Consider the following 13,473-nt stretch of genomic DNA (forward strand, 5'->3'; position numbering starts at 1 on the left):
GGACCCGAAGCCATTAGATGTTCTGGCGATCACCCTTTGGATCGAAGAACACCGAAGAAACGATTTCCGCCTCGATCACGCTGCCATCGGCCAGTGGTGCGAACACGCGCTCACCGATGCGCTTCAAACCGCCCTTCACCACGCCCATGGCAAACGAATAGCCCAGGGAGTTGTGCAGGTAGCTGGAAGTGACGTGACCGACCATCGTCATCGGGATGGTTTGCTTGGTGTTGAACACCAGTTGCGCACCTTCCGGCAGCCATTTGGTCGGGTCGATCGGTTTCAGGCCCACCAGCTGTTTGCGTTGATCACGCACGCAGTCTTCGCGGTTCATGCCACGCTGGCCAATCCACGAGAACGGTTTGGTGCGACCGACGCACCAGCCCATGTTCAGGTCGTCCGGGGTCATCGAGCCGTCGGTGTCCTGACCCACGATGATGAAGCCTTTCTCGGCCCGCAGGATGTGCATGGTTTCGGTGCCATACGGGGTCAGGTTGTACTGCTTGCCAGCCTCGACGATTTTCTCGAGCACGCCCATCGCATAGTCGGCTTGCACGTTGACTTCGTACGACAGCTCACCGGTAAACGAAATCCGGAAAATCCGCGCCGGCACACCGCCGACCAACGCTTCTTTCCAGGTCATGAACGGGAAGGCTTCGTTGCTCAGGTCGGCGTCGGTCACTTCGCTGAGCAGCTTGCGGCTGTTCGGCCCGGACAGGGTCATGGTTGCCCAGTGATCCGTCACGGACGTGAAGTACACCTTCAGGTCTGGCCATTCGGTCTGGTGGTAGATTTCCAGCCATTGCAGCACGCGAGCAGCGCCGCCGGTGGTGGTGGTCATCACGAAGTGGTTATCGGCCAGGCATGCGGTCACGCCGTCGTCGAACACCATGCCGTCTTCTTTGCACATCAGGCCGTAACGGGCCTTGCCCACGTCGAGCTTGGTCCAGGCGTTGGTGTAGATGCGGTTCAGGAACTCGCGGGTGTCCGGGCCCTGGATGTCGATCTTGCCCAGGGTCGAAGCGTCCAGCAGGCCGACGCTGTCGCGCACGGCTTTGCATTCGCGCTTCACCGCAGCGTGAATGTCTTCACCGTTTTTCGGGAAGTACCAAGGACGCTTCCATTGACCGACGTCTTCAAACTCGGCGCCGTTTTTCACGTGCCAGTGATGCAGCGCGGTGTGACGCACCGGTTCGAAGATGTGCCCACAGTGACGACCGGCCACGGCGCCGAAGGTTACCGGCGTGTAGTTCGGGCGGAACATGGTGGTGCCCATCTGCGGGATGGTCACGTTCAGCGAACGGGCGGCGATGGCCAGGCCGTTGACGTTGCCGAGCTTGCCCTGGTCAGTGCCGAAGCCCAGTGCGGTGTAGCGTTTGACGTGCTCGACCGACTCGAAGCCTTCGCGGGTCGCCAGTTCGATGGCGGCGGCGGTGACGTCGTTTTGCAGGTCGACGAATTGCTTCGGTCCGCGTGAGGTGCCTTTTTCGTGCGGCACCTGGAACAGCGCCAGGGTGGGCTCTTCGAGACGGCTCAGGGCTTTCGGCAACGTGCCTTCGACCACACTGAAACCGGCTTCGCTGGCTGCGCGAGCGCCGCCTTCAAAACCATCGGCCAACGAATCGCCGAGGCCATAGACGCCGTTGATGCCACCGACGCACACGCGTTTCTGCGGTGCTTCGCCCGGTACGAAACCGAGGATGTCTTCACGCCAGATCGGTTTGCCACCCAAGTGCGAAGCCAAGTGAACCACCGGACTGTAACCACCGGAGCTGGCAATCAAATCGCAATCAAGCCACTCGCCAGGGCTGGTCACGGCGTGTGCTTTGACATCGATCGCGGCGACGCGAGCGGCGGTCACGTGCTTGCTGCCACGGGCCTCGATCACGGCGCTGCCGGTCAGGATGCGAATGCCTTTGGCGCGCGCTTCTTCAACCAATGCACCGCGCGGATTGCTGCGGGCGTCGGCGATGGCCACCACTTGCAGGCTGGCATCGAGCCAATCCAGGGCAACGCGGTAGGCGTGATCGTTGTTGGTCGACAGCACCAGTTTCTTGCCCGGTGCCACGCCGTAACGGCGAACGTAAGTCGAGACAGCGCCGGCCAGCATGTTGCCCGGCACGTCGTTGTTGCCGTAGACCAGTGGACGCTCGTGAGCGCCGGTTGCCAGCACCACACGTTTAGCGCGAACCCGGTGGATGCGCTGACGCACCTGGCCAATCGGAGCACGGTCGCCGAGGTGATCGGTCAGGCGCTCGTGAATGGTCAGGAAGTTATGGTCGTGGTAACCGTTGACCGTGGCGCGCGGCAACAGCAGCACGTCCGGGGTGTCTTTCAGTTCGGCGATGACGCTGGCGACCCACTCGGCCGCTGGCTTGCCGTCGAGGCTTTCGCGGGAGTCGAGCAGGCTGCCGCCGAACTCTTCCTGTTCATCGGCGAGGATGACACGAGCACCGCTGCGCGCAGCCGCCAGTGCAGCGGCCAGACCTGCGGGGCCACCGCCGACGATCAGCACGTCGCAGTGCTGGTTCATGTAGTCGTAGGTGTCCGGATCGTTCTCGGTCGGCGAGCGGCCAAGGCCGGCGGCCTTACGGATGTACTTCTCGTAAGTCATCCAGAACGATTGCGGATACATGAAGGTTTTGTAGTAGAAGCCCGGCGGCATCAGCTTGCCGCCGACCTTGCCGAGAATCCCCATCATGTCGTTGTTCACGCTTGGCCAGCCGTTGGTGCTGGTGGCGACCAGGCCTTGATACAGCGCTTGTTGCGTGGCACGTACGTTCGGGATCTGCGTGGCTTCGGTCGCGCCGATCTGCAGCACGGCATTCGGCTCTTCGGCGCCGGCAGCGAAGATGCCCCGCGGACGGGAGTACTTGAAGCTGCGACCGATGATGTCGACACCGTTGGCCAGCAGGGCAGCGGCCAGCGAATCACCTTCAAAGCCTTTATAGACCTGACCGTTGAAGGTGAAGCTCAGCACTTTGTTGCGGTCGATCCGTCCGCCGTTGGACAGGCGATTGATCTGGCTCATACCTTCTCTCCCAGAGCCGTGGCGGCCGCTTTCGGGCTGTCGGTCTTGTCGGTGAACTGCGGCTTGGCGCCGATCTTGTAGGTCTCGAGAATCTCGTAGGTCACGGTGTCGCGGGTCGCGTTGAAATACTGACGGCAACCGGCGACGTGATCCCACAACTCGTGGTGCAGACCGCGAGGGTTATCGCGGAAGAACATGTAGTCGCCCCACTCCTCGTCGGTGCAGGTGTTCGGATCCAGTGGGCGCGGAATGTGCGCCTGGCCGGATGCGTGGAATTCCTCTTCGGAGCGCAACTCGCCGCAGTGAGGACAGAAGATATGCAACATGGGGATTTCTCCTGTTAGTGGGCAACCGCAGCAGCGCCGTGTTCATCGATCAACGCACCGTTGTGGAAACGGTCGATGGAGAAAGGTGCGGCCAATGGGTGCATTTCACCCTTGGCCAGACTCGCGGCAAACACGTTGCCCGAGCCAGGTGTGGCCTTGAAGCCGCCGGTGCCCCAACCGCAGTTGAAGAACATGTTCGGGACCGGGGTTTTCGAGATGATCGGGCAGGCATCCGGTGTGGTGTCGACGATGCCGCCCCACTGCCGGTTCATGCGCACGCGGGACAACACCGGGAACATCTCGACGATGGCCTGGATGGTGTGCTCGATCACCGGGTACGAACCACGCTGGCCGTAGCCGTTGTAGCCGTCGATACCGGCGCCGATCACCAGGTCGCCCTTGTCGGACTGGCTGATGTAACCGTGTACGGCGTTGGACATGATCACGCTGTCGATAATCGGTTTGATCGGCTCGGACACCAGCGCTTGCAGCGGATGGGATTCGATCGGCAGGCGGAAACCGGCCAGCTTGGCCATGTGCCCGGAGTTACCGGCGGTCACCACGCCGACGCGCTTGGCGCCGATGAAGCCTTTGTTGGTTTCAACGCCGATGCACACGCCGTTTTCCTTGCGGAAGCCGATCACTTCGGTCTGCTGGATCAGGTCCACGCCCAGTGCGTCAGCGGCACGGGCAAAGCCCCACGCCACGGCATCGTGACGAGCCACGCCGCCGCGACGCTGGACGGTCGCGCCCATTACCGGGTAGCGGGTGTTCTTCGAGCAGTCGAGGTACGGGATCTCGTCGGCCACTTGCTTGGCATCGAGCAGTTCGCCGTCGACGCCGTTGAGGCGGTTGGCGCTGACCCGACGCTCGGAATCACGGATGTCTTGCAGGGTGTGGCACAGGTTGTAAACGCCGCGCTGGGAGAACATGACGTTGTAGTTCAGATCCTGGGACAGGCCTTCCCACAATTTCATCGCGTGTTCGTACAGGTGCGCCGACTCGTCCCACAGGTAGTTGGAGCGAACGATGGTGGTGTTGCGCGCGGTGTTACCGCCGCCCAGCCAGCCTTTCTCGACCACGGCCACGTTGGTGATGCCGTGCTCTTTGGCCAGGTAGTAAGCCGTGGCGAGACCATGCCCGCCACCGCCGACGATGACCACGTCATAGACCTTTTTAGGGGTCGGCGTGCGCCACATTTTCTGCCAGTTTTCGTGATGGCTGAGGGAGTGTTTGAAGAGGCCGAAGCCCGAGTAGCGTTGCATAGTCATTTACTCCAAAACCGCGCTCAGCGATAAACCGGGAAGTCCGCGCACAGGGCCGACACTTGCTGGGCAACATTCGCTTCCACGTCGGCGTCGCCGAGTTTGTCGAGGATGTCGCAGATCCAGCCGGCCAGTTCCACGCACTGGGTCACCTTGAAGCCGCGCGTGGTCACCGCCGGGGTGCCGATGCGCAGGCCGGAGGTCACGAACGGCGACTGTGGATCGTTCGGGACAGCGTTCTTGTTGACGGTGATGTGGGCGCGACCGAGTGCTGCATCCGCCTCTTTGCCGGTGAGGCCCTGACGGATCAGGCTGACCAGGAACAGGTGGTTATCGGTGCCGCCGGACACTACATCGTAGCCGCGTTTGATAAACACGCCGGCCATGGCCTGGGCGTTGTCGATCACTTGTTGCTGGTAAACCTTGAAACCAGGCTCCAGCGCTTCCTTGAAGCACACGGCTTTACCGGCGATGACGTGCATCAGCGGGCCGCCCTGTGCGCCGGGGAATACCGCAGCGTTGAGCTTTTTCTCGATTTCTTCGTTGGACTTGCACAGGATCAGGCCGCCACGCGGACCGCGCAGGGTTTTGTGGGTGGTGGTGGTGACCACGTCGGCGTACGGCAGCGGATTCGGATACAGGCCAGCGGCGACCAGACCGGCCACGTGGGCCATGTCGACGAACAGTAGCGCACCGACCTTGTCGGCGATCTGACGGAAACGTGGGAAGTCGAGGGTCTTGGAGTAAGCCGAGAAGCCGGCAACGATCATCTTCGGTTTGCATTCGACCGCCAGGCGCTCGACTTCGTCGTAATCGATCAGCCCGGTTTTGGTGTCGATGCCGTACTGCACGGCGTTGTACAGCTTGCCCGAGGACGACACTTTGGCGCCGTGGGTCAGATGACCACCGTGGGCCAGGCTCATCCCGAGGATGGTGTCGCCCGGCTGGATCAGGGCCAGATACACAGCACTGTTGGCCGAAGAGCCGGAGTGCGGCTGGACGTTGGCGTAGTCGGCACCGAACAGTTGCTTGGCGCGTTCGATGGCCAGCGCTTCAACTTTATCGACGTGCTCGCAGCCACCGTAGTAGCGCTTGCCCGGATAGCCTTCGGCGTATTTGTTGGTCAGGCCGCTGCCTTGCGCTTCCATGACGCGTTTGCTGGTGTAGTTCTCTGACGCGATCAGCTCGATGTGATCTTCCTGGCGTTGCTCCTCGGCATTCATCGCCGCCAGCAGTGCATCGTCGTAACCCTGGATCTGGTCTTGCTTGCTGAACATCGCGTCTCTCCCAGCGGCATCTATGCGCCATTCGTCTCGGTAAGGCACCGGTGTTTCGACAGTGCCCTTTGATGCGATGGTATGACCGGCGCAGACAGGCCAAATGCCTACGGACGCCACGCAAAGGTGCGTTTACGACATAGCGGGAAATGGCATGCCGAACACACTCCTCAAATCACCAAGGAACCCCTGTAGGAGTGAGCCTGCTCGCGATAGCGGTGGGTCAGGAAACATCAATGCTGGCGGTGACGGCCTCATCGCGAGCAGGCTCACTCCTACAGGGGTCAGGCGATTGCCTGGCGCATTGCGAGCAACAGCAGAAAATGCAGCGGATACAAGGCATACGCCCAACGCCGCATTGGCGGCGGCTGGAAATGCCGGATATGTCGCAACAGGAACAACCCGAGCAATGGCGCAATCAGACAAGCGGCAATGCCGAGGAAGGCTGCTCGGTTGCCGATCCGCGCGGAGTAAAACAGCACCTCCCATTGATTCGCCGCCAGGCACACCAACCCCGGCAACAGGCTGAAATACCAGGGCCGGCGGATCACCAGCAACGTCGCCAGCGGCAGCAGCACCCCGAAGAATCCAAACATCAGCCACTGCGGGAACAGCGCCGCCAGCGCCAGCGCGACCACCGCGAGCAGTCGTGATTGCAGGCGTTGATCCTGCCAGCCACGGGCCACCAGCAATCCCAGCGCCAGCGTAGGCAACACGTTCAAGGTGTCGGGATCGGGAATGTACATCCGGTAGGGAATTTCGCTCAGGGCGCTGAACAACAGCAACCAGCCCAGGTAACGCCACTGGCCGTCGGTCGTCGTGGCACCAGTGCGCGCAAGGTTGGCCGCCATCGCCAGGCAGAACCACGGAAACGCCAGCCGTCCCGGCACATACAGCAGATCGACGGAGTAACCGACATATCGCAGGTGATCGAGCACCATGCTCAATAGCGCCAGCCACTTGAGCAGATCCAGTGCCCCATCCCTTTGCGTCATGTGCATAATTGCCCGTCGTCTTTGTAGTGTTCTGTCAGACGCATCCCGTGTGCTCGCCGGATGATCTTCGGTAAAGTGCGCACCATCATTGACCACGAGGCGCTTCACCATAAGCGTCTCGACCACGGAAAGCAGGGCCATGACCGATAAGAGCCAACAATTCGCCAGCGACAACTATTCCGGTATCTGCCCTGAAGCCTGGGCTGCCATGGAACAGGCCAACCACGGCCACCAACGCGCTTACGGCGACGATGAATGGACCGCACGCGCGTCCGATGATTTCCGCAAACTGTTCGAAACCGACTGCGAAGTGTTTTTCGCCTTCAACGGCACCGCGGCCAACTCGCTGGCCCTGTCGTCGCTGTGCCAGAGTTACCACAGCGTGATCTGCTCGGAAACCGCCCACGTCGAAACCGACGAGTGCGGCGCGCCGGAATTCTTCTCCAACGGTTCCAAGTTGCTCATTGCCCGTACTGAAAACGGCAAGCTGACCCCGGAATCGATCCGCGAAGTCGCCCTCAAGCGCCAGGACATCCACTACCCGAAACCCCGCGTCGTGACCCTGACCCAGGCCACCGAAGTCGGCAGCGTCTACACCCCGGAAGAAATCCGCGCCATCAGCGCCACCTGCAAAGAGCTGGGCCTGAACCTGCACATGGATGGCGCGCGCTTCTCCAACGCCTGCGCATTCCTCGGCTGCTCCCCGGCCGACCTGACCTGGAAAGCCGGCGTCGATGTGTTGTGCTTCGGCGGCACGAAAAACGGCATGGCGGTGGGTGAAGCGATTCTGTTCTTCAACCACAAACTGGCCGAAGACTTCGACTACCGCTGCAAACAGGCGGGGCAACTGGCCTCGAAAATGCGTTTCCTGTCGGCACCGTGGGTCGGGATTCTGGAAAACGACGCCTGGCTCAAATACGCCCGCCACGCCAACCATTGCGCGCAGCTTCTTGCAGAACTGGTCAGCGATATTCCCGGCGTGGAACTGATGTTCCCGGTACAGGCCAACGGCGTGTTCCTGCAACTGTCGGAGCCGGCCATCGCTGCCCTGACGGCCAAGGGCTGGCGTTTCTACACCTTCATCGGCAACGGCGGCGCACGCTTCATGTGCTCGTGGGATACCGAAGAAGAACGCGTACGTGAATTGGCGGCGGATATTCGCGAAGTCATGTCCCACTGATTCCTTCAAACAGCAACCCGATCCCCTGTGGCGAGGGAGCTTGCTCCCGCTCGGCGGCGCAGCCGTCGTAGAACCAGCCAATGCGGTCTGCCAGACAGACCGCATTCTCAGTATTCGGGGCCGCTTCGCAGCCCAGCGGGAGCAAGCTCCCTCGCCACAAAACCCCTTTCCCCCTCCCCTGATCACTCACCCTGAAACTCTTGGTCTACATTGATTGGCGAGCCGCTTCTATCCGCTCAGACAATAATAATCAGGAGCGTACGCATGTCCTTACAAGGCAAAACCCTGTTCATTACCGGTGCCAGCCGTGGGATTGGTCGTGAGATCGCGCTGCGAGCTGCGCGGGATGGGGCCAACATTGTGATTGCCGCCAAAAGCGCCGACCCCCACCCCAAACTGCCCGGCACGATTTTCAGCGTGGCCAAGGAAGTTGAAGACGCGGGCGGCAAGGCGCTGGCCTTGCAGGTGGATGTTCGCGATGAACTCGCGGTACGCGAGGCGCTGGCCCAGGCCCACGAACATTTCGGCGCCATTGATGCGCTGATCAACAATGCCGGGGCGATCAAGCTGACCGGCGTTCAACACATCGAGCTCAAGCGCTTCGACCTGATGCACCAGATCAACACCCGCGCCGTGTTGCTGTGCAGCCAGGCTGCGCTGCCCTATCTGAAAAAAACCAAGGGTCACATTCTTAACCTGTCGCCACCGTTGAACCTGGCGACGAAATGGTTCGCCCAATACAGCCCCTACACGGTGACCAAATACGGCATGAGCATGCTGACCCTGGGCATGAGTGAGGAATTTGCCAGTTATGGCATCAGTGTCAATTCGTTGTGGCCGCAGACGATGATTGCGACGGCGGCCATCGAGTTTCAGCTTGGCTCGAGGGAATCCTTCAAACACGCACGAACGCCGGCGATCATGGCCGATGCTGCTTACGCAATTCTGGACAGCAGCAGTCGCAGCATTACCGGGCGGTTGCTGATTGATGAGGACATTCTGCGGGAGCACGGCGTGACCGAATTCGATCATTACCGTTTCGAGCCCGGCACCAACGACACGCTGATGCCAGATTTGTTTGTCGACTGAAATACCAACACCTGTAGGAGCGAGCCTGCTCGCGATAGCGCCGGCACATTCACCACCGCTATCGCGAGCAGGCTCGCTCCTACAGGTTGCGCGGCGCGAATCAGAATTCGATGCGCACGTCGCCCTTCGGCACGCTGCAGCACGACAGGATGTAGCCTTCGGCTTCGTCTTCCTCGGTAATCCCGCCGTTGTGGTCCATTTCGACCTCGCCACCCAGCTTCAGCACTTTGCACGTGCCGCAAATGCCCATGCCGCAGGCCTTCGGAATCAGCAAGCCCAGCTTGGCCGCCGCCGCATGCACGGTTTCACCCGGGGCCACGCGAATGCTCTTGCCGGAGGAGATAAATTCGACTTGATGCAGGTCCGCCAGATCGACTTCCGGCGCGTCGGCAGCAATTTCGGCCTGTTCCACCGCATCGGCACGGGCTTCCGGCGGCGTGGCACCGAAGGATTCCTCGTGGTAACGCGACATGTCGAAACCGGCGGTCTCGAGCATGCGCTTGACCGCGTTCATGTACGGCGTCGGGCCGCAGCAGAACACTTCGCGCTCCATGAAGTCCGGGGCCATCAGTTCGAGCATCTTGTGGTTCAGGTAACCGCGATAACCCGCCCACGGCTCACCCAGACCATGCTTCTCGCAGATCAGGTGAAGGCTGAAGTTATCGATCCGCGACGCCATGTGTTCCAGCTCGCGGTGATAAATGATGTCTTTGGGCGAGCGGGCGCTGTGGATAAACACCATGTCGACGTTGCCGTTGGTGTCGTAGAACCAGCGCGCCATCGACATGACCGGCGTGATGCCGACGCCGCCGCTGAGGTACAACACCTTCGGCGCGGTGAAGTCCATGGCGTTGAACAGCCCGACCGGCCCGTGCACCGCCAGCTCCTGACCTTCATGCAGCGTGTCGTGCAACCAGTTCGAGACTTTGCCGCCCGGTACGCGCTTGATCGTCACCGAAAAGCTGTACGGCACCGATGGCGAGCTGGAAATGGTGTAGGAGCGCATGATCGGCACGCCTTCGATTTCCAGCTCCAGGGTGACGAACTGCCCCGGCTTGAAGAAGAACAGGATCGGCTGGTCAGCCATAAAGCAGAAGGTGCGCACATCCCAGGTTTCCTGGATGACTTTGACGCAACGGACGATGTGTCGACCGTTGGCCCAGGTCTGGGTGGTTACCGGATTCAGGAAGCTGTTGGACATGCTGTTCTCCACCGCCGATGGTCGGCCTTATGTTGGCGATTCTGCGTATAGCGCGAGCCACCCATTTACCTATCTGCGACATTCACATACTTATCGCGACCAGCCCCCAACTACCGGGGGTTGCGCGTCGGGAACAGATTGGGCCATGTCGCCCATGGATAAGGTTCTGCCCAGCGCCGGCCCCACACTCGCTCCATACCAAGACACAATCTTTACACTTTGCTTTACACCTTGCGTAGCAAACCGGTGGCCGGTGTAACGGGGTTGGGTGGAGCAGGTCCGGATGCATGAAATTCTGAGCCAAGGCGCCGCGACGACTCATAGCGCGCTATGGGGAGGAGCGGCAACGCAGGATCAGAACTTCATGCGCCGGACCTGCCCGCCCAACCCCGTTACACAGGCCACATAGCCACTTTCGCCGGCCACACAGAATGGCCTTGAGGATCAAATCGATGGACGTCACCGCAAAAATCAGCTTGGGCGATCCGCTGGAACCCGCACGCAAGGCCACCGCGCAGATGCTGCAAGAGCGCGAGCGCACTTTCTCGCTGCCGCAGCCGTTTTACTCTGACGAGCGGCTGTTTGATATCGACATGCAGGAAATCTTCCAGAAAGAGTGGTTGATCGCCGGCATGGCTTGCGAGATCCCGACCAAGGGCAACTACCTGACCCTGCAAGTCGGCAAGAATCCGATCATCGTGATTCGCGGCGCCGAAGGCGTGATCCATGCATTCCACAACGTCTGTCGTCACCGCGGCTCGCGTCTGTGCACCAGTGAAAAGGGCAAGGTTGCCAAACTGGTCTGCCATTACCACCAGTGGACTTACGAACTGGACGGTCGCCTGCTGTTCGCCGGCACCGAAATGGGCGCCGACTTCGACATGAAGCAGTACGGCCTCAAACCGGTGAACGTGAAGACCGCCGGCGGCTACATCTTCATCAGCCTGTCGGAAAACCCGCCAGCCATTGATGACTTCCTGTCGACGCTGAACCATTACATGGAACCGTATGACATGGAAAACACCAAGGTGGCGATTACCACCACCTTGATGGAAAAGGCCAACTGGAAGCTGGTGCTGGAAAACAACCGCGAGTGCTACCACTGCAACGCGTCGCACCCGGAACTGCTGAAAACCCTGCTGGAATGGGACGACGTCACCGACCCGCGTGCCGACCAGGCCTTCAAGGACCACGTCGCGGCCTCCGCCGCGGCCTGGGAAGCCGAGAAGATCCCTTACGCCCACGCCAGTTTCGGCCTGCGTAACCGCATCGTGCGCATGCCGCTGCTCAAGGGCACCGTGTCGATGACCCTGGACGGCAAACAGGGCTGCGCCAAACTCATGGGCCGCATCAAGAACCCGGACCTGGGCTCGATGCGCATCCTGCACCTGCCGCACTCGTGGAACCACTGCATGGGCGATCACATCATCGTCTTCACCGTGTGGCCGATCAGCGCTCAGGAAACCATGGTCACCACCAAGTGGATCGTCCACAAGGACGCGATTGAAGGCGTGGACTACGACGTGGAGCGCATGCGCCAGGTCTGGGACGCCACCAACGACCAGGATCGCCGTCTGGCCGAAGAGAACCAGCGCGGGATCAACTCCACGGCGTACCAGCCTGGGCCTTACTCCAAGACCTATGAGTTTGGTGTGGTGAACTTTGTGGACTGGTACAGCGAGCGTCTGTTGAGCAACCTCGGGGCCGAGCCTGCGCCTTACCTCAAGGGCGTTCCGGTTCAGGGCTAACAGCAAAAGCATCGCGAGCAGGCTCGCTCCCACAGGGGATCTTTGGTGCGCTGAAGATCGAATGTGGGAGCGAGCCTGCTCGCGATGACGGCCTCACATTCACCCGATCAACTTGAAGACCACCGCACGCTGCCATCCTCCCCGATAAACGTCTCTTCGATGTGCTCCCCCACCAACCGCACCTTCACATACCCATTCAACACCCGATCCGGGTACGCCTCATCCCGCGCATTCTCGGTTTCCGACCACAACACCCGTGTATGCCCGTCCAGCTCGCTGGCATTACCATACGGAATCGCCCCATGCCCGGCGCAACGCGCATGCAGTCCACCCTGGGCCGCATAGCAAATGCCATTGTGCAAATGCCCCCAATACCAGTAATCAGGCTCCCGACCCAACGCATCACAGACCGGCTGATACAACGCCGTCTTGTTGTGCCCGGAAATATCGAACCCCTGATGGTGACTGAGCACCATGATCTTCTTGCGCTGGGGCAGCTCTTTCATCCAGGCGATCTGCTCCTTGTTCAGCGTGCCGTCCATGTACAGATTGATAGCGTCTGACGCATAGGCCGTGTCGAGCCCGACCACCAGCCAATCGTCGTTGTACAACGCGAAATAACTGGTGCCCTGCTGCGCCGGAAAACGCTTGGCCAGTTCCTTGAAATAACCGTGGGCGCCGCTGTACATCTCGTGATTGGAATTGAGGGTGAACGAGCCGTGCTTGCCCATGGGCCAGCCGACCATGTCGACGTCTTCCTGGGAATGGGTACCGGCGTAATACACATCCCCCAGGTGAATAGTGAAATCGGCCTGAGCCAGTTGCATCTGGTTGGCCACCGCCACTGCCGGGGCGTGGCTGTCGAACGGACCGGTGCCCCAGTCGCCAGCGATCGCCAGCACCACGTCACTGTCCATCTTCATCAATGCCGGGTTAGTGGCGAACGGCGCGTGATGGCGCAGGTTTTCGATCCACTTGAGCAGCGCTTCGCTCCACAACAGATCCAGCAGTTCCCACTTGCGACAGCCCAGCAGACTGCCGTCCTTGAGCACCCGGGTCTGCAACTGGTCGACCGATTGCGGTAAAGGCGTGGCGTTGCCGATGTGCAGGATCGACAAACCGTGGGACAACTCCCACGGCACGCTCGGCTGATCGACCGGCAGATCGCCGTGTTTGAGCACGTATTGCGCCTGATCGTGGCCACGCTGCAACAGGGCGACGATGGCCTGGAACTCCTCGGGCTCAAGCTCGCTGATGAGCTTTTTCCAGGACATTTCCAATCGCGTGAACAGCCCATGCACGCGAACTTTGACCTTGTCGTATTCATGTTCCCAATGAGTAACTAATGACATGTTGGCATT

Annotated in this window: 10 protein-coding genes; 3 read left to right on the top strand and 7 right to left on the bottom strand. The window is 60.6% G+C overall.

Annotated features, from left to right (window positions below):
• Positions 1–13: 13 nt before the first annotated feature.
• The 5 genes from RHP74_RS28660 to RHP74_RS28680 all read right to left on the bottom strand — a co-directional run bounded on the left by RHP74_RS28660 (position 14) and on the right by RHP74_RS28680 (position 6,900).
• Entirely contained in the window at positions 14–3,031 is a 3,018-nt protein-coding gene (locus RHP74_RS28660) for a sarcosine oxidase subunit alpha (protein WP_077747275.1), read from the bottom strand.
• Complete coding sequence (locus tag RHP74_RS28665) at positions 3,028–3,357, bottom strand: sarcosine oxidase subunit delta (protein WP_304875006.1); 330 nt, start codon at positions 3,355–3,357, stop codon at positions 3,028–3,030. Before RHP74_RS28665 ends, RHP74_RS28660 begins: the two co-directional genes overlap by 4 nt.
• Before the next feature lie 14 nt (positions 3,358–3,371).
• Positions 3,372–4,622 carry a sarcosine oxidase subunit beta gene (locus RHP74_RS28670; protein ID WP_007947735.1) on the bottom strand — a complete coding sequence of 417 codons (1,251 nt, stop codon included), beginning with the start codon at positions 4,620–4,622 and terminating at the stop codon, positions 3,372–3,374.
• A 23-nt stretch (positions 4,623–4,645) separates the two neighbouring features.
• Complete coding sequence (glyA, locus tag RHP74_RS28675; protein ID WP_311096788.1) at positions 4,646–5,899, bottom strand: serine hydroxymethyltransferase; 1,254 nt, start codon at positions 5,897–5,899, stop codon at positions 4,646–4,648.
• 284 nt (positions 5,900–6,183) lie between these two features.
• Positions 6,184–6,900, bottom strand: a complete 717-nt coding sequence (locus RHP74_RS28680) for a TraX family protein (protein WP_311096789.1) — start codon at positions 6,898–6,900, stop codon at positions 6,184–6,186.
• Between the two features lie 133 nt (positions 6,901–7,033).
• Between RHP74_RS28680 and RHP74_RS28685 the strand changes: the two genes are divergently transcribed.
• Both RHP74_RS28685 and RHP74_RS28690 read left to right on the top strand, forming a co-directional pair.
• Positions 7,034–8,074, top strand: coding sequence for a low specificity L-threonine aldolase (locus RHP74_RS28685; protein WP_010467030.1), 1,041 nt, complete (start codon positions 7,034–7,036; stop codon positions 8,072–8,074).
• A gap of 264 nt (positions 8,075–8,338) precedes the next feature.
• Complete coding sequence (locus RHP74_RS28690; RefSeq protein ID WP_311096790.1) at positions 8,339–9,163, top strand: NAD(P)-dependent oxidoreductase; 825 nt, start codon at positions 8,339–8,341, stop codon at positions 9,161–9,163.
• Between the two features lie 100 nt (positions 9,164–9,263).
• Here RHP74_RS28690 and gbcB read toward each other — a convergent pair whose 3' ends face one another.
• Positions 9,264–10,364: a glycine-betaine demethylase subunit GbcB gene (gene gbcB, locus RHP74_RS28695; protein ID WP_010467027.1), complete on the bottom strand. Its 1,101-nt coding sequence runs from the start codon at positions 10,362–10,364 to the stop codon at positions 9,264–9,266.
• 452 nt (positions 10,365–10,816) lie between these two features.
• Between gbcB and gbcA the strand changes: the two genes are divergently transcribed.
• Positions 10,817–12,112 (top strand): glycine-betaine demethylase subunit GbcA, encoded by a 1,296-nt coding sequence (gene gbcA, locus RHP74_RS28700; RefSeq protein ID WP_311096791.1) that lies wholly within the window; start codon positions 10,817–10,819, stop codon positions 12,110–12,112.
• A 107-nt stretch (positions 12,113–12,219) separates the two neighbouring features.
• Here the strand turns inward: gbcA and RHP74_RS28705 are convergent, their stop codons facing one another.
• Complete coding sequence (locus RHP74_RS28705) at positions 12,220–13,464, bottom strand: metallophosphoesterase (RefSeq protein ID WP_077747271.1); 1,245 nt, start codon at positions 13,462–13,464, stop codon at positions 12,220–12,222.
• Positions 13,465–13,473 lie beyond the last annotated feature (9 nt).

The sequence above is a fragment of the Pseudomonas sp. SG20052 genome (genome assembly GCF_031766055.1).
GTDB lineage: Bacteria > Pseudomonadota > Gammaproteobacteria > Pseudomonadales > Pseudomonadaceae > Aquipseudomonas > Aquipseudomonas mandelii.

What these genes read in the sequence shown, in the direction of transcription:
- RHP74_RS28685 (WP_010467030.1), top strand. Translation starts at nt 7,034, where the DNA reads ATGACCGATAAGAGCCAACAATTCGCCAGCGACAACTATTCCGGTATC.
- gbcA (WP_311096791.1), top strand. Translation starts at nt 10,817, where the DNA reads ATGGACGTCACCGCAAAAATCAGCTTGGGCGATCCGCTGGAACCCGCA.
- RHP74_RS28680 (WP_311096789.1), bottom strand. Translation starts at nt 6,900, where the DNA reads ATGCACATGACGCAAAGGGATGGGGCACTGGATCTGCTCAAGTGGCTG.
- RHP74_RS28690 (WP_311096790.1), top strand. Translation starts at nt 8,339, where the DNA reads ATGTCCTTACAAGGCAAAACCCTGTTCATTACCGGTGCCAGCCGTGGG.
- gbcB (WP_010467027.1), bottom strand. Translation starts at nt 10,364, where the DNA reads ATGTCCAACAGCTTCCTGAATCCGGTAACCACCCAGACCTGGGCCAAC.
- RHP74_RS28660 (WP_077747275.1), bottom strand. Translation starts at nt 3,031, where the DNA reads ATGAGCCAGATCAATCGCCTGTCCAACGGCGGACGGATCGACCGCAAC.
- RHP74_RS28665 (WP_304875006.1), bottom strand. Translation starts at nt 3,357, where the DNA reads ATGTTGCATATCTTCTGTCCTCACTGCGGCGAGTTGCGCTCCGAAGAG.
- RHP74_RS28670 (WP_007947735.1), bottom strand. Translation starts at nt 4,622, where the DNA reads ATGCAACGCTACTCGGGCTTCGGCCTCTTCAAACACTCCCTCAGCCAT.
- glyA (WP_311096788.1), bottom strand. Translation starts at nt 5,899, where the DNA reads ATGTTCAGCAAGCAAGACCAGATCCAGGGTTACGACGATGCACTGCTG.
- RHP74_RS28705 (WP_077747271.1), bottom strand. Translation starts at nt 13,464, where the DNA reads ATGTCATTAGTTACTCATTGGGAACATGAATACGACAAGGTCAAAGTT.